The organism is Nocardioides sp. CF8 (assembly GCF_000389985.1).
Taxonomy (GTDB): Bacteria; Actinomycetota; Actinomycetes; order Propionibacteriales; family Nocardioidaceae; genus Nocardioides; species Nocardioides allogilvus.
In genome coordinates this window covers 1,381,234-1,396,473 of record NZ_CM001852.1, presented here as the reverse complement: position 1 = coordinate 1,396,473, position 15,240 = coordinate 1,381,234, and the positions used below count along the sequence as shown (strand labels likewise).

Annotated in this window: 18 protein-coding genes; 1 reads left to right on the top strand and 17 read right to left on the bottom strand. The window is 68.3% G+C overall.

Annotated elements, in window-relative coordinates; genetic code table 11:
- Nucleotides 1-7 precede the first annotated feature (7 nt).
- Both CF8_RS06890 and CF8_RS06885 read right to left on the bottom strand, forming a co-directional pair.
- Nucleotides 8-2,047 (bottom strand): protein meaA, encoded by a 2,040-nt coding sequence (locus CF8_RS06890; protein WP_084622809.1) that lies wholly within the window; start codon nucleotides 2,045-2,047, stop codon nucleotides 8-10.
- Nucleotides 2,048-2,112: 65 nt separating this feature from the next.
- On the bottom strand, nucleotides 2,113-2,421 hold the full coding sequence (locus CF8_RS06885) for an STAS domain-containing protein (RefSeq protein ID WP_010832405.1): 309 nt from the start codon (nucleotides 2,419-2,421) through the stop codon (nucleotides 2,113-2,115).
- A 165-nt stretch (nucleotides 2,422-2,586) separates the two neighbouring features.
- Between CF8_RS06885 and CF8_RS06880 the strand changes: the two genes are divergently transcribed.
- A complete protein-coding gene (locus CF8_RS06880) occupies nucleotides 2,587-3,168 on the top strand; it encodes a cob(I)yrinic acid a,c-diamide adenosyltransferase (RefSeq protein ID WP_010832404.1) in 582 nt (193 codons plus the stop codon).
- Nucleotides 3,169-3,218: 50 nt separating this feature from the next.
- On the opposite strand, the gene CF8_RS06875 is transcribed toward CF8_RS06880, so the two are convergent.
- The 15 genes from CF8_RS06875 to prmC all read right to left on the bottom strand — a co-directional run.
- Nucleotides 3,219-4,385, bottom strand: coding sequence for an MFS transporter (locus tag CF8_RS06875; RefSeq protein WP_010832403.1), 1,167 nt, complete (start codon nucleotides 4,383-4,385; stop codon nucleotides 3,219-3,221).
- Nucleotides 4,385-4,798 (bottom strand): DUF2550 domain-containing protein, encoded by a 414-nt coding sequence (locus CF8_RS06870; protein WP_010832402.1) that lies wholly within the window; start codon nucleotides 4,796-4,798, stop codon nucleotides 4,385-4,387. The genes CF8_RS06875 and CF8_RS06870 overlap by 1 nt, the downstream gene beginning before the upstream one ends.
- Before the next feature lie 138 nt (nucleotides 4,799-4,936).
- The gene (locus CF8_RS06865; RefSeq protein WP_010832401.1) at nucleotides 4,937-5,341 is read right to left on the bottom strand and encodes a F0F1 ATP synthase subunit epsilon; all 405 of its coding nucleotides are present in this window, start codon (nucleotides 5,339-5,341) and stop codon (nucleotides 4,937-4,939) included.
- Nucleotides 5,341-6,798: a F0F1 ATP synthase subunit beta gene (gene atpD / locus CF8_RS06860; protein WP_036490456.1), complete on the bottom strand. Its 1,458-nt coding sequence runs from the start codon at nucleotides 6,796-6,798 to the stop codon at nucleotides 5,341-5,343. The genes CF8_RS06865 and atpD overlap by 1 nt, the downstream gene beginning before the upstream one ends.
- A 5-nt stretch (nucleotides 6,799-6,803) precedes the next feature.
- Complete coding sequence (locus tag CF8_RS06855) at nucleotides 6,804-7,736, bottom strand: F0F1 ATP synthase subunit gamma (RefSeq protein ID WP_010832399.1); 933 nt, start codon at nucleotides 7,734-7,736, stop codon at nucleotides 6,804-6,806.
- A 2-nt stretch (nucleotides 7,737-7,738) separates the two neighbouring features.
- Nucleotides 7,739-9,382 carry a F0F1 ATP synthase subunit alpha gene (gene atpA, locus CF8_RS06850; protein WP_010832398.1) on the bottom strand — a complete coding sequence of 548 codons (1,644 nt, stop codon included), beginning with the start codon at nucleotides 9,380-9,382 and terminating at the stop codon, nucleotides 7,739-7,741.
- Between the two features lie 72 nt (nucleotides 9,383-9,454).
- A complete protein-coding gene (locus CF8_RS06845; RefSeq protein WP_010832397.1) occupies nucleotides 9,455-10,270 on the bottom strand; it encodes a F0F1 ATP synthase subunit delta in 816 nt (271 codons plus the stop codon).
- Complete coding sequence (locus CF8_RS06840; protein WP_010832396.1) at nucleotides 10,270-10,827, bottom strand: F0F1 ATP synthase subunit B; 558 nt, start codon at nucleotides 10,825-10,827, stop codon at nucleotides 10,270-10,272. Before CF8_RS06840 ends, CF8_RS06845 begins: the two co-directional genes overlap by 1 nt.
- A gap of 29 nt (nucleotides 10,828-10,856) precedes the next feature.
- Nucleotides 10,857-11,048: an ATP synthase F0 subunit C gene (gene atpE, locus CF8_RS06835; protein ID WP_166318585.1), complete on the bottom strand. Its 192-nt coding sequence runs from the start codon at nucleotides 11,046-11,048 to the stop codon at nucleotides 10,857-10,859.
- Between the two features lie 83 nt (nucleotides 11,049-11,131).
- Complete coding sequence (gene atpB, locus CF8_RS06830) at nucleotides 11,132-11,929, bottom strand: F0F1 ATP synthase subunit A (RefSeq protein WP_232211588.1); 798 nt, start codon at nucleotides 11,927-11,929, stop codon at nucleotides 11,132-11,134.
- Nucleotides 11,916-12,197, bottom strand: a complete 282-nt coding sequence (locus tag CF8_RS06825) for an AtpZ/AtpI family protein (RefSeq protein WP_010832394.1) — start codon at nucleotides 12,195-12,197, stop codon at nucleotides 11,916-11,918. The genes atpB and CF8_RS06825 overlap by 14 nt, the downstream gene beginning before the upstream one ends.
- A 30-nt stretch (nucleotides 12,198-12,227) precedes the next feature.
- The gene (locus CF8_RS06820) at nucleotides 12,228-12,671 is read right to left on the bottom strand and encodes a hypothetical protein (protein ID WP_010832393.1); all 444 of its coding nucleotides are present in this window, start codon (nucleotides 12,669-12,671) and stop codon (nucleotides 12,228-12,230) included.
- Between the two features lie 92 nt (nucleotides 12,672-12,763).
- Nucleotides 12,764-13,909 (bottom strand): MraY family glycosyltransferase, encoded by a 1,146-nt coding sequence (locus CF8_RS06815; protein ID WP_010832392.1) that lies wholly within the window; start codon nucleotides 13,907-13,909, stop codon nucleotides 12,764-12,766.
- Complete coding sequence (locus CF8_RS06810; protein WP_051204141.1) at nucleotides 13,909-14,565, bottom strand: L-threonylcarbamoyladenylate synthase; 657 nt, start codon at nucleotides 14,563-14,565, stop codon at nucleotides 13,909-13,911. The genes CF8_RS06815 and CF8_RS06810 overlap by 1 nt, the downstream gene beginning before the upstream one ends.
- Before the next feature lie 4 nt (nucleotides 14,566-14,569).
- Nucleotides 14,570-15,240 (bottom strand): peptide chain release factor N(5)-glutamine methyltransferase (prmC, locus tag CF8_RS06805; protein WP_036490452.1); only part of this gene is annotated, 671 nt, incomplete at its 5' end.

Genomic DNA, 15,240 nt, shown 5'->3' with positions numbered 1-15,240 from the left:
CTATCGATCAGGCGAGGTCGTTCGCCTTCCGGATCACGTCGACGATGCCACCCATGATCGCGGTCAGGCCGAAGTCCTTCGGCGTGTAGACGGCCGCGACGCCCTGCTCCATCAGGCGCTTGCCGTCGGACTCGGGGATGATGCCGCCGACGATCACCGGGATGTCGTCGAGACCCGCCTCACGCAGCCCGGCGAGCACGTCGGGCACCAGCTCCATGTGGGAGCCGGAGAGGATTGACAGGCCGACGCAGTGCACGTCCTCGGCGATGGCCGCCGCGACGATCTGCTCCGGCGTCAGGCGGATGCCCTGGTAGATGACCTCGAAGCCGGCGTCGCGGGCGCGGACAGCGACCTGCTCGGCGCCGTTGCTGTGACCGTCGAGCCCGGGCTTGCCGACGAGCAGGCGGAGTCGACCGCCGAGCTCCTCACCGGTGGCCCTGACCTTCTCGCGGACGGCGGTGAGCTCGGCACCGGCCTCGACCACGCCGACCGCACCGGAGACACCGGTGGGAGCACGGAACTCGCCGAACACCTCGCGCAGCGTGCCGGCCCACTCCCCCGTGGTCGCGCCGGCGCGGGCCGCGGCCAAGGTGGCGTGCATCAGGTTCTTGTCGGTCTTGGCCTCCGCCGCCAGCGCCTCCAGCGCCGCGGTGACCGCAGCCTCGTCGCGCTGCTCCTTCCACGCCGTGACCGAGTCACGCGCCGTCTGCTCGGCCTTGGGGTCGGCAGCCATGATCGCGTCGTCGAGGTTCGCCGTCAGCGGCGACGCCTCGGTCGTGTCGAACTTGTTCACCCCGACGATGATCTCCTCGCCGGCCTCGATCCGGGCCCGGCGAGCCGCGTGGGCGCTGACCAGCGCCTGCTTCATGTAGCCGGACTCGACGGCCGCGATCGCGCCGCCCATGGCCTGCACGCGGTCGATCTCGGCCTTGGCACCCTCGACCAGCGAGGCAACCTTGGCGGCGATGACGTGCGAGCCGTCGAAGATGTCGTCGTACTCCAGCAGGTCGGACTCGAAGGCGAGCACCTGCTGCAGCCGCAGCGACCACTGCTGGTCCCACGGCCGCGGGAGACCGAGGGCCTCGTTCCATGCCGGCAGCTGTACGGCGCGGGCGCGCGCGTTCTTCGACAGCGTGACGCCGAGCATCTCGAGCACGATGCGCTGCACGTTGTTCTCGGGCTGGGCCTCGGTGAGGCCGAGCGAGTTGACCTGGACGCCGTAGCGGAAGCGGCGCATCTTCTCGTCCTGCACGCCGTAGCGCTCGCGGGTGATCTCGTCCCACAGCTGCACGAAGGCCCGCATCTTGCAGGTCTCTTCGACGAAGCGGACACCGGCATTGACGAAGAAGGAGATCCGGCCGACGACCTTCTCGAAGTCGTCCTCGGAGACCTGCCCGGAGTTCCTGACCTGGTCGAGCACGGCGATCGCCGTGCACAACGCGTAGGCGAGCTCCTGGGTAGGCGTCGCGCCGGCCTCCTGGAGGTGGTAGCTGCAGATGTTGATCGGGTTCCACTTGGGGATCTCGTGGACCGTGTAGGCGATCATGTCGCTGATCAGGCGCAGAGAGTGCTCGGGCGGGAAGACGTAGGTCCCGCGCGAGAGGTATTCCTTGATGATGTCGTTCTGGGTCGTGCCGGCGAGCTGGGCGGCGACCTCACGAACGTCGACGCCGGGGTTCTGCTCCTCGGCGGCGACCTGGTACATCGCGAGCATCCACATCGCGGTGGCGTTGATCGTCATCGAGGTGTTCATCCCGGTCAACGGGATGTCCTCGAACAGGCGCCGCATCTCCCCGAGGTGCGGGATCGGCACGCCGACCTTGCCGACCTCGCCGCGGCTCAGCGGGGAGTCGGGGTCGTAGCCCGTCTGCGTGGGCAGGTCGAAGGCGACACTGAGGCCGGTCTGGCCCTTGGCCAGGTTGCCGCGGTAGAGCGCGTTGGACGCAGCGGCCGTGGAGTGGCCGGCATAGGTCCGCATCACCCACGGGCGATCCTTCTCGGGGCGTGCCGCCTCGGCGGGCGTGGCGTCGACCTGCTTGTCAGTCATGAGCACAGAGTATGGCCAGCGTTACCCATGAGTCACCGGATGGAAATGTGAAGAACCCCACCCGGTCAGGCGCTGGCGGCGGCCCGCTCGACCTCGAAGGAGTGCGCGAGCCGGGACAGGTGCATCATCCGTCGCACCGAGGGACCGCAGTTGCGCAGGGTGAGGTGGTGTCCCGCGCGAGTGGCCTGACGGGTCGCGACGGCCAGCACGCGCAGTGCTGTGACGTCGATGGTCCCCACCTCGGCCATGTCGACGACGACGTCCTGCTCGCAGCCCTCGAGCCGCTCGTAGATGGCGCTACGCACCACGAAGGTGCTGCGCACGTCGAAGTCTCCGTGCAGAACCAGTGTCATGCCGTCGAACGTGATGTCCATGGTGGTGCCCCTTGTGTCCCGAGATTGGACTTTGCCGTTCCCCCCGGAGCCGCGCAGCGGAGTGACCGTCGTCACGACTATGACGCAGTGATACCCGGAGGCGTTGCATTCATGCCACACCTTTTCGGTGTGTCTCACGGGCTGGGCCCCACTAGGCTCACCGTCATGGTCAACCTCACGCGCATCTACACCCGTACCGGCGACGCCGGCTCCACCCGCCTGGGTGACATGAGCGAGACCACGAAGAACGATCTCCGGCTCCACGCCTATGCCGATGTGGACGAGGCCAACGCCACCATCGGACTGGCACTGGCGCAGGGTCGGCTCGACGACGATGTCGTCAAGGTCCTCACCCACGTCCAGAACGACCTCTTCGACGTCGGCGCCGATTTCTGCACGCCGGTGGTCGAGGATCCCGAGTTCCCGCCGCTGCGGATCGAGCAGGACTACGTCGACCGGCTCGAGGCCTGGTGCGACCACTACAACGAGCATCTGCCCAACCTCCGCTCGTTCATCCTCAACGGCGGCACCGAGGGCGCGGCCCTGCTGCACGTCGCCCGCACCGTCATCCGCCGGGCCGAGCGGTCGGCCTGGGCGGCCTACGCCGAGCACGGCGAGTCCATGAACAAGCTGGCGATCACCTACCTCAACCGCCTCTCCGACCTCGTCTTCATCCTCGCGCGCCACGCCAACCGCGAGGACGGCGACGTGCTGTGGGTGCCGGGCGGCGAGCGCTCGACCGACTGACCTTTCCATTCCCGACCACCGCGAGACGCACTGCTGGTGCCTGCGCCTGGTCATGCGCCGGATGCTCGGTTGAGCTCCTGCTGCCTGGCTGCCGGCACGACCAGGGCCGCGGGGATCAGCAGTACGGCGACCACGAGCAGCGCCCTGAGGGTGCCGACCTCGTCCCCCACGAAGCCGAGCAGCGGCGGGCCGGCCAGGAACGCGGCGTAGCCGATGGTGGAGACCACGCTGACGCGCGCGGCGGCGCGCGCCGGATCATCCGCCGCGGCGCTCATGCCGACCGGGAAGCCCAGGGACGCGCCCGCTCCCCACAGCACGATGCCGACCACGACCAGCGCGGGGTGTGGGCCGAGGACGATCAGGACGACGCCGAGCCCGGCAACGGCCATCGTGCTCCACAGCATCGTCACCCGGCCGAAGCGGTCGATCAGTGGGGTACCGACGAGCCGACCGAGGGTCATGGCCGCGACGAAGACGGCGAAGCCGGCCACCCCGACCGCGTGCGAGGCACCGTGACCGTCGACCAGCGCGACGGCGAGCCAGTCGTTGGCCGTGCCCTCGGTGATGGCCAGTGCGAGCACCATCATGCCGATCAGCAGGGTGCGGGGCTCGAGCCACGCCCGGAGGGCGGACCCCGCGTGAGCCGGGTCGGTCCTGACGATCGGCAAGAAGGCGGGCGAGGTCAGCCACACGACCACCAGGGCCAGGACGGCCACGGCCGTCAGGTGCAACGAGGCTGGCACCGCCAGGTCGACCACGAGGGCACCCAGCAGTGCACCGACGACGGTACCGCCGCTGAACCCCGCGTGGAAGCGCGGCATGATCGTGCGCCCCAGGCCGCGCTCGACCTCGGCGCCCTCGACGTTCATCGCGACGTCCCACACCCCGATGCCGACGCCGTAGAGGAACAGGCCGACCGTGGTGGCGGGCAGCAGGTCGCCGAGCCCGATCGCGGCCAGCACCAGGCCGACGGTGGCCGTCACCGCTCCGACGCGGACGACCCGCACGGTCCCCCACCGGTTGATCGCGGCCCCGGTCGTGGGCAGGGCGATCAGGGACCCGAGCGCGATCGCGAGCAGGAGCAGGCCGAGCTGGCCGTTGGACAGCGCGAAGGTCGACCGTGCCTCGGGGATGCGCGAGACCCAGCTGGCGAAGACCAGCCCGTTGAGGAAGAAGCTCAGCGCGACCGCGTTGCGAGCGGAGGTCAGCTCACGCATCAGGTGCGGTGACGGTCCCAGTCGGTGCCGGGCGGGCCGGCCTCCAGCCAGGACTGGAAGCCCGTCAGCGACGCCTCGCTCATGGCGAGCTCGACGGTTCCCTCCGGGGTGGTGCAGGTGACGATGACGTGGCCGGCATACAACGACATCTGCTCGGCGCCGTGGGCGTCGCGTCGACCCGCGTAGGAGAGGGACCGTCGCGACCAGACACGTCGCGGCTGGTGGGAGAGCGAGAAGATCCGGAACCACTCGAGCTGCTCACCGGTGTAGCGGCCCAGGCCGAGCAGCCAGCCGCGGCCGGGGTGGGCCGTGTGCAGGCGACAGCTGAGCTCGAAGGTGCCACCGTGACGCGACAGCACCCGACGGCGGACGATCAGCGCGAGCCCGTACAGCAGGGGAATGAGCAGGATCACGCCAGCAGACTCGAGAAGCCATTGCCAGACGGGCATCCACTCTCCTGCGTGATCGTTGCGGGTTGAGGCGGAAAACAGATGAGCGCACGAACCCAGGAGGTTCGTGCGCTCACCCTATCGGGCTGTGTGTGCAGGTGGTCAGGAAGCCCGTTCCACGGCACGGATCCGCGCCTCGGCGCGGCGTACGGCTTCTTCGGCATCGTCGTTGTTCTCGCCCGAGGCCTTGGCCCGTTCGAGGTCCTGACGGGCCTTCTCGAGGTCGATCTCGTGCGACATCTCAGCGTGCTCGGACAGGATCGAGACGCGGTCGTTGGCGACGGACAGGAAACCCGCGTCCACGGCCGCGACCCAGGTCTCGCCCTCCTCGGTCAGCACGTCGACGACACCCTCGATGATCACCGAGAGGATCGGCGCGTGCCCCGGCAGGATGCCGACGTCGCCTTCGGTCGTACGAGCGATCACGCGGCTCGCCGTACCGGACCAGACGAGCCGGTCCGCTGCGACGAGCTCCACCTGGAGGGTCGAGCCAGAGGTGCCAGCCATCAGAGGCTCTTCTGGATCTCGGCCCACTTGCGCTCGACGTCGTCGAGGCCACCGCACATGAAGAACGCCTGCTCGGCGACGTGGTCGTACTCGCCGTCGCAGATCTTGTTGAACGCCTCGATGGTCTCCGCAACGGGAACCGTCGAGCCCTCGATGCCGGTGAACTGCTTGGCAACGTAGGTGTTCTGCGAGAGGAAGCGCTGGATCCGGCGGGCCCGGGTGACGATGACCTTGTCCTCCTCGGACAGCTCGTCGACACCGAGGATCGCGATGATGTCCTGGAGCTCCTTGTTGCGCTGCAGGATCTGCTTGACGCGAACCGCGCAGTTGTAGTGCTCGGCACCGATGTACTGCGGGTCGAGGATCCGCGACGTCGAGGTCAGCGGGTCCACGGCCGGGTAGATACCGAGCGACGCGATCTCACGCGACAGCTCGGTGGTGGCGTCGAGGTGCGCGAAGGTGGTCGCCGGCGCCGGGTCGGTGTAGTCGTCGGCGGGGACGTAGATCGCCTGCAGCGAGGTGATCGAGCGACCACGCGTCGAGGTGATGCGCTCCTGCAGCTGACCCATCTCGTCGGCCAGGTTGGGCTGGTAACCCACGGCGGACGGCATGCGGCCGAGCAGCGTGGAGACCTCGGAACCGGCCTGCGTGAAGCGGAAGATGTTGTCGATGAAGAGCAGCACGTCCTGGTTCTGCACATCGCGGAAGTACTCCGCCATGGTCAGCGCGGACAGGGCGACGCGAAGACGCGTGCCCGGCGGCTCGTCCATCTGACCGAAGACCAGGGCGACCTTGTCGAAGACGCCGGCCTCCTGCATCTCGACGATGAGGTCGTTGCCCTCACGGGTGCGCTCGCCGACACCGGCGAACACCGACACACCACCGTGGTTCTTGGCGACGCGCGCGATCATCTCCTGGATGAGGACGGTCTTGCCGACACCGGCACCACCGAACAGGCCGATCTTTCCACCCGTGACGTAGGGGGTGAGCAGGTCGATGACCTTGATGCCGGTCTCGAACATCTGGGTCTTGGACTCCAGCTGGTCGAACTTCGGCGCCTTGCGGTGGATGCCCCACCGCTCCTGGACGTCGAGGGTCTCGCCCTCTTCGAGGTTCAGGCAGTCACCGGTCGTGTTGAAGACCTTGCCGAGGGTGACGTCACCCACGGGCACGGTGATGGACTCACCGGTGTCGACGATCTGGCCGCCACGGACCAGGCCGTCGGTCGGCTTCATCGAGATGGCGCGGACCATGCCGTCACCGATGTGCTGGGCGACCTCGAGGATGATCTTCTTGGTCTCACCCTCCAGCTCGAACTCGCAGGTGAGGGCGTTGTAGATGGGGGGCATCGCGTCGGACGGGAACTCGATGTCCACGACCGGGCCGATGACGCGGGCGATGCGGCCCACGCCGCCTGCAGACTTGGTCTCTGCGGACTCGTTGATGGTGGCAGTCATGTCTTTCACTCACTCCCGGCTTGGGCGTCGGCAAGGGCGTTCACGCCGCCGACAATCTCGCTGATTTCCTGGGTAATGCCAGCCTGGCGTGCCTGGTTGGCAATGCGCTTGTACTTCTTGATGAGCTCGTCGGCGTTGTCCGTCGCGGACTTCATCGCCTTCTGCCGGGCTGCCAGCTCGGAAGCGGCGGCCTGCAGGAGGGCGAAGAAGATCCGGCTCTGGACGTAGCGCGGCAGCAGCGAGTCGAGGACCTCACTCGGGGAGGGCTCGAACTCGTAGAGCGGGAGCAGGTCCTCCTCGGAGGGCTTCTCCTCACCTTCCACGACCTCCAGGGGCAGCAGCCGCACAGCGGTGGGCTCCTGGAGCAGCATCGAGCGGAACCGCGTGTAGACCACGTGGACCTCGTCGACACCCGGCGCGGTGCCGTCCTCCGCCGTCACGCCCGTCTCATTGAGGAACGCCGAGATCAGCGTCTCCCCGATGTCGCGAGCGACGTCGTAGGTCGGCTGGTCGCTGAAGCCGGTCCATGCCTGCACGATGGGGCGCTGACGGAACCTGAAGTAGCCCTCGCCCTTGCGGCCGGTGACGTAGATGTCAGCCGTCTTGCCCTCGCCCTTGAGCTTCTCGATGAGGCGCTCGGCCTCCTTGAGCACGCTCGAGGAGTAGGCACCCGCCAGACCACGGTCGGAGGTGACGATCAGGATCGCCGCCTTCTTCGGGTCCACGGGCTCGACCGTCAGTGCGTGGTCGACGTTGGAGAAGGTCGCCACGGCCGAGACCGCACGCGTGAGTTCACGCGCGTACGGTGCGGCCGCCTGGGCCCGCTGCTGCGCCTTGATGATGCGGGACGCGGCGATGAGCTCCATGGCACGCGTGATCTTCTTCATCGACTCCGTCGACTTGATCCGCGCGCGGTACTCGCGTACCGAGAGAGCCATCGTCAGCTCCGCTTCTGCTTGACGATCTGCTCCTGCTCGACGTCCGTGTCCTCGAGAGCGACGTGCTCTTCCTTGCCGGCCTTGATGCTCTGGCCGTCAGAGGTCTCGAACTGGTCGAGGAAGGAGTCGTACGCCTTGATGAGCTCGGACTCGGTGGAGTCCTCGAACTTCGACGTCTCGCGGATGCCCGCAAGGATGCCGGCGTGGCCGCGACGCAGGTAGTCCAGGAACTCGTTCTCGAAGCGCAGGACGTCGTCCGTCGGGACCTTGTCGAGGCGACCCGAGGTGCCGGTCCACAAGGAGACGGTCATCTCCTCGACGGGGTACGGCGAGTACTGCGGCTGCTTCAGCAGCGCCATCAGGCGCTGGCCACGGTCGAGCTGCTGGCGCGAGGCGGCGTCGAGGTCGGAGGCGAACATCGCGAAGGCCTCCATGGCGCGGAACTGCGCCAGGTCAACCTTGAGCGAACCCGTGACGGTCTTCATCGCCTTCGTCATGGCCGAACCACCCACGCGCGAGACCGAGACACCCACGTCGATGGCGGGGCGCTGGTTGGCGGCGAAGAGGTCGGACTGCAGGAAGATCTGACCGTCGGTGATCGAGATGACGTTGGTCGGGATGAACGCCGAGACGTCGTTGGCCTTCGTCTCAATGATCGGCAGACCCGTCATCGAGCCCTTGCCCATCTCGTCGGACAGCTTCGCGCAGCGCTCGAGCAGACGGCTGTGCAGGTAGAACACGTCACCCGGGTAGGCCTCACGGCCCGGCGGACGACGCAGCAGCAGCGACACGGCGCGGTAGGCCTCGGCCTGCTTGGTGAGGTCATCGAACACGATGAGGACGTGCTTGCCGTCGTACATCCAGTGCTGGCCGATGGCCGAGCCGGTGTAGGGGGCGAGGTACTTGAAGCCGGCCGAGTCGGACGCGGGAGACGCGACGATGGTCGTGTACTCGAGCGCGCCGGCCTCTTCCAGGGCGCCACGCACGGCGGCGATGGTCGAGCCCTTCTGACCGATGGCGACGTAGATGCAGCGGACCTGCTTGTCCGGGTCGCCGGACTCCCAGTTGGCCTTCTGGTTGATGATCGTGTCGATCGCGATCGTGGTCTTGCCGGTGGAGCGGTCACCGATGATCAGCTGGCGCTGGCCGCGGCCGATCGGCGTCAGGGCGTCGATCGCCTTGATGCCGGTGGCGAGCGGCTCGTGCACCGACTTGCGCACCATCACGCCGGGAGCCTGGAGCTCCAGCGCGCGGCGGCCCTCGAGGGGCGTGATCTCGCCGAGGCCGTCGATCGCGGTGCCGAGCGGGTCGACCACGCGTCCGAGGTAGCCGTCACCGACGGGGACCGAGAGGATCTCGCCGGTACGGCGGACCGACTGGCCTTCCTCGATCTTGTCGAAGTCACCGAGGACCACGACGCCGATCTCGCGGGTGTCGAGGTTCAGCGCAATGCCGAGGGTGCCGTCCTCGAACTCGAGCAGCTCGTTGGCCATGACCGAGGGCAGGCCGCTGACGCGGGCGATGCCGTCGGCTGCCTCAGCAACCGTGCCGACCTCTTCCTTGCTGGCCGCCTCGGGCTTGTAGTCGGACACGAAACGCTGAAGCGCGTCCCGGATCTCGTCCGGACGAATCGAAAGCTCCGTCATTTCCTCTTCCTCGTCTTCATCTGCTGCTGCTCGAAAGTAACTGTTGTCTGGGGGCGCTGGGTCATGGCCGAATCAGCCGGCCAGCTTGCGGCCGGCGTCGTCGATGCGGCTGGCCACCGTGCCGTCGATCACGTCGTCACCGATCTCGACGCGAATGCCGCCGATGACGCCCGGGTCGATGACCTCGTTGAGGTGGATCGGCCGGTCGTACTGGCGCGACAGGGCGTCGCTGAGCCGCTGCTTCTCGGCATCGGCCAGCGGGTGGGCGACCCGCACGGTGGCAACGCGCTCGCCGTGCACCTGGGCCGCCACCTGCTGGTAGTTCTTCAGGGCCACGGCCACGGTGCGGTAGGTGCCCAGGAGCGCCTGGAGGGCCAGCGTCACCGTTGCCGGCAGCGCCTTGCCCTCGAGGAGGCCGCGCACCAGCGTGGCCTTGTCGTCGAGGGACCGGGCGGGGTCGGACAGCGCGTCGCGCAGCGACGGGTTGTCGTTGACCGCCTGGGCGTAGGAGTGCAGCTCGTCCGCGAGGCGGGCCGAGTCGTCGCCGGCGGACCGGACGATCGCCACCTCACTGAGGTGCTCCAACACATCGCCGAGGTTGCGCGAGACGGTCCAGCGACGACCGACGGCCGACGCAAGGATGTCCAAGGAGACCTGGTCGAGCTTGCCACCGAAGATCTCGGTGACCAGCCCCGCCTTTGCCGTGGCGTCGACGGACACGTCCGTCGCCACCCGACGCAGGCCGGGCTCGGACCGCAGCAGCGTCGACACCGTGAACAGGTCGTCGCCGATGCGGCTCGCGTCCGCGCCTCCGCCCAGCTTGCTCTCCAGCTCGCTGGTGAGCGCGGCCAGGGCGTCGGCAGATGCTCCACGCAGGGCGATGGTCATCAGTTGACCCCGCTCCCGGTGGTGGTCGAGCCGTCGCTCTCGAGCTCGGCGAGGAAGCGCTCGACCACGCGACTCTGGCGAGCCTCGTCGTCCAGGCTCTCGCCGACGATCCGACCGGCCAGACCGGTGGCGAGGGTGCCGACCTCGGCACGCAGGGAGGTGACCGCCTGCTGGCGCTCCGCCTCGATCTGCGTCTTGCCGTGCTCGACGATGCGCGTGGCTTCGGCCTGGGCCGACTCGCGCATCTCGGAGACGATCTGGGCGCCCTGCTCACGCGCTTCCTCACGGATGCGCGCAGCCTCGTGCCGGGCGTCGGCCAGCTGCTTCTCGAGCTCGGCGAGCTTGGCGTCGGCCTCAGCCTGCTTGGATTCAGCAGCGCTCAGGCCGCCCTCGATCGCCTGCGTGCGCTCGGCGAAGGTCTTCTCGAAGTTCGGCACGACGAACTTCTTGATCGCGAAGAACAAGATCGCGAAGACGATGAGCGCCAGCACGATCTCCGAAACGACCGGTACGAGAGGATTGTGGGCCTCTTCGGCCGCTTGGATAGCGGTGTTCACAGGTGATCTCCCTAATGCCGGGACGGTCGTCAGATGGGCAGGACGAACGCGAGCGCGACGGTGATGATGAAGAGCGCCTCAGCAAGGACGAAGCCAAGGATGGCGATCGACTGCAGGCGGCTCTGAGCCTCGGGCTGACGGGCAACGCCACTGATGAACGCGGCGAAGATCAGGCCGATACCGACACCGGGACCGATGGCGGAGAGGCCGAGGCCGATCATGTTGATAGAGCCTTCCACGGCTTTTCCTTTCGTCGGCGGCGCGCTTGTCGCACCGCTGTTTGGCGAAACTTGTGAGGGGTGGATCAGTGCTCGTCTGCGAGCGCTTCCCCGATGTACATCGAGCTGAGCAGGGTGAAGACGTAGGCCTGGAGGAACATCACGAGCATCTCCAGGAAGCTGACGCCGATTCCGAGGGCGAAGGACAAGATGCCCACACCGCCGTACAACAGGTTGCCGCTGGTCAGGAGCGCGGCGCCGCCGGTGGCGAACAGGATCAGCAGCAGGTGGCCGGCGAACATGTTGCCGAACAGACGCAGCGTGAGCGTGACCGGGCGGACGAGGATGTTGGAGAAGAACTCCAGCGGGACCAGCAGGAGCAGGATCGGCCCGGAGACGCCGGAGGGCATCGTCGCGTGCTTGAGGTAGCCGAACAGGCCGTGCTTCCAGACCCCGGTGCCGATGTAGACGAACCAGGAGATGATCGCCAGCGGGATCACGAAGCCGATGCGCGAGAAGCTCGAGAACTGCAGGAACGGGATGATCCCGTAGTAGTTGTTCACCAGGATGAACATGAACAGCGAGAACAGGTAGGGCACGAACTTCATGTAGTGCTCGCTGCCGATGTTGTCGCGCGCCAGCGTGTTGCGGACGAAGCCGTAGACGGCCTCGCCGGCGAACTGCAGGCGGCCCGGGACCAGCTGACGCTTGCCCGATGCTGCGATCGTGAAGGCCAGGATGAGCACGGCCGAGAGGATCAGCAGCAGCATCGGCTTGGTCACGCCGAAGTCGGCGACGTGGAAGACCGGGGGGAGCTCGAAGCTGCCCGGACCGGGGGCGTGGAAACCGCCCTCAGCGGACTCTCCGCCCTCACTCAGACTCACGTGGAAGCTCATTCTCTCTCCTGCCTTCGCTCTGCTTGCCGTGACGCGAGGCAAGCCCGCCGAACCGTCCGAAAGTCATGTAGATCGCCAGCGCCACACCGAGCAGGATGCCGATGACGACGAGGTACTTCGTGCCCAGCCATCGATCGAGACCCCAGCCGATGAGGCCGTAGATCGTGGCACCCGAGACGAGGTAGGAAAACGCCAACCAGGGGTCGCCGTATGGGGGTTCGTCCGAGTGCTCCGAAGAGGCCTGCTGCTGAGCCATCGCGCCCCGGACAATAGCAGGCGTGTGAGGTCATCGCGCACCCGCCTCTGGCAGGTCGTAGATGGGGATCCGCGCCCGCACGTGGGCCACGATTTGGGCGATCATCCACGCCAGCGTGGCCACGGCCACGCCGCCGCCGAACCAGCGCCGGTCGAAGGTGCCGTCCATCATCCCGTTGCGCGCGAGCGTGAGCACCACTGCGGCGAGCACGACCAGCTGCAGCGTGTAGGTCACCAGCGCGACCAGCACGGTCGCGCTGGGCAGGATCGAGGCGACGACGTTGAGCACGTAGACGCCGAAGCCGATGACGGCCACGACGAGCAGGGTGCTGACCGCGACACTGCGGACGGCGGTCAGGTCGGAGACCAGCCACGCGACCAGGGCCATCACCAGGCCCGCCAGGAACGCCGCTCCAGCCGCACCGAGGAGCACGAAAGCACCGCGGCGGGTGTCCTGCTTCGACTCGGTCGTCATGTCGGCGGCCGTCCTGTGGAGGGGTCAGGTCGATGCGGTCGAAGTGCTGAATCCCTTGTTCTACGGGGCCTTCCGAGCGCTCGTGAAAACTATCACAAAGTCTGCGGCTGGTTCGAATCGGTCTTGCCGGAGTGCGGTCGGTGCATGATCGGGAGCACGAACGTCATCACTGCAGCCAGCACGAAGGCCGCTGCCAGCCCCACCCAGGTCGACGGCCCGCTGCGCAGGCTCACCAGCACCGATCCCCCGGCGACCAGCGCGGCCCACATCCACATGATGTAGACGGCACGGCGCTGGGAGTGACCGATCTCGAGCAGCCGGTGGTGCAGGTGCTGCTTGTCGGGCGCGAACGGCGACCTGCCGGCCCGCGTACGGCGTACGACCGCCAGCACCAGGTCGGCGACCGGCACCATCAGCAGCGAGGCCGGCAGCAGCACGGGCAGGAACGTGACCAGGATGCTGTTGCCGTCGGAGCTGATCTCGTTGCCGGCGAACTGCCCCGTCACCGTCAGCGCGCTGGCCGAGAGCACCAGCCCGATCAGCATCGAGCCGGAGTCGCCCATGAAGAGCCGGGCCGGGTGGAAGTTGTGCGGCAGGAAGCCGGCGCACGCGCCGGCCAGGCTGGCGGTGAGCAACGCCCCCGTCGTGGCGAGCGTGAGGTCGTTCTCGCTGGCCAGGAAGTAGCAGAAGAGGAAGAAGGCGACGGCGCCGATCCCGACCACGCCGGCCGCGAGGCCGTCGAGGCCGTCGACGAAGTTGACGGCGTTGATCGTCGCGATCACCACGACGACGCTCAGCAGCGCCCCCTGGGCCGGATCCAGGATGAACTGGCTGCTGCCGTCGAAGCCCGGGAAGTAGTAGAACCGCACCCCGAAGACCACCAGCAGCGAGGCAGCCAGCACCTGGCCTCCCAGCTTGGTGAGGGCGTCGATGTCGAAGATGTCGTCGAGCACCCCGACCGCGCACACGAGGGCCCCGGCGAGGAGCACGACCCCGGCATCCTGGAAGACGAATCCCTCGCTGCGCGAGAGGAACGGCAGCTCACGGGCGACGAAGTAGGCCGCCACGAGGCCACCGAGCATCGCGATGCCGCCGAGGTAGGGAATCGGCTCCGTGTGGACGTCGCGGTCACGCACGGCGGCGACCGCGCCGGTGCGCAGGGCGATCTCGCGGGCGATGACGGTCAGGAGGTAGGTGACGGTGCCGGCGACGAGGAAGACGAGGAGGTATTCGCGCATCAGTCGTCGTCCGTGATGCGGCTGCCCAGCGGCTCGAGGACGGCGTTCAGCGCGTCCAGCGAGATCGCCCCGAGCCGGAGGATGCGACCCTCGCTGCCGGTGCAGTCGACGATGGTCGAGGCGTCCGCCCCCAGCGTGGCGCCGGAGTCGACGATCACCTCGACGCTAGCTCCGAGCATCGACTCCGCCTCGTCGGCGGTGCGCGCGGCCGGGCGCCCCGACAGGTTGGCCGAGCTGACGGCCAGCGGGCCGGTCCGTTCGAGGACGGCCAGGGCGATCTCGTCGTCGGGCATGCGGACCGCGACGGTGCCGCGCGTCTCCCCCAGGTCCCACTGCAGCGAGGACTGCTGGCGGCACACGATGGTCAGCGCACCGGGCCAGAACTCCTCGACGAGGGCGCGCGCGTAGTCCGGGATGCCGATGGCGAGCGCGTCCAGCGTGGTCGGGGCGCTCACCAGGACCGGCGGCGGCATCTCGCGGCCACGGCCCTTCGCGGCGAGCAGCGACTGCACCGCCTCGGGCGAGAAGGCATCGGCGGCGATGCCGTAGACCGTGTCGGTCGGCAGCACGATCAATCGGCCCTGCCGGATCGCCATGGCTGCCGCCTCGATGGCGGCCTCCCGCTCGTCGGTGGTCGTCACGGGTAGGCGTTGCACCCGCCTATCGTGCCAGCCGCGCCGTCGTGAAGCGCGGACGACCTGCCAGATCGCGGTGGTCGACGATCTCGACCCAGCGGCCGGTCGCGGCGAACACGCCCGGAGCCGACTCCCCCTGCACGTCGGCGTGCTCCGCCCCGACCACTCCCCCGGGCCGCAGCAGGAGCGCCGCTCGCGCTGCCAGCACGCGGATCGCGTCGAGCCCGTCGTCGCCGGAGAAGAGCGCGAGGTGGGGGTCGTGGTCGCGCGCCTCGACCGCGACCGACTCCCACGCCTCGAGCGGGATGTACGGCGGGTTGCACACGACGACGTCCACGGTCCCGGCCAGGTCGTCGAAGGCCGTGCCCATGTCGCCGTGGCGGAGGTCGACGCCGGTGCCGGCGAGGTTGCGCTCGGCCCAGCCGTGGGCCGACTCGTCCAGCTCCACCGCGTGCACCTCGGCGCCGTCGACCTCGTCGGCGACGGACTTGGCGATCGCGCCGGAGCCGGTGCAGAGGTCGATGACGACCGGCGCCCGGCCGGCACCGTCGCCGACGGCGCGCGCGTGCTCGATCGCCCAGCCGGCCAGCAGCTCGGTCTCAGGTCGCGGAACGAAGACGCCGGGACCGACGGCGAGCTCGACATGGCGGAAGAACGCCGCGCCGGTCAGGTGCTGCAGCGGCTCCCGCGCGGGCC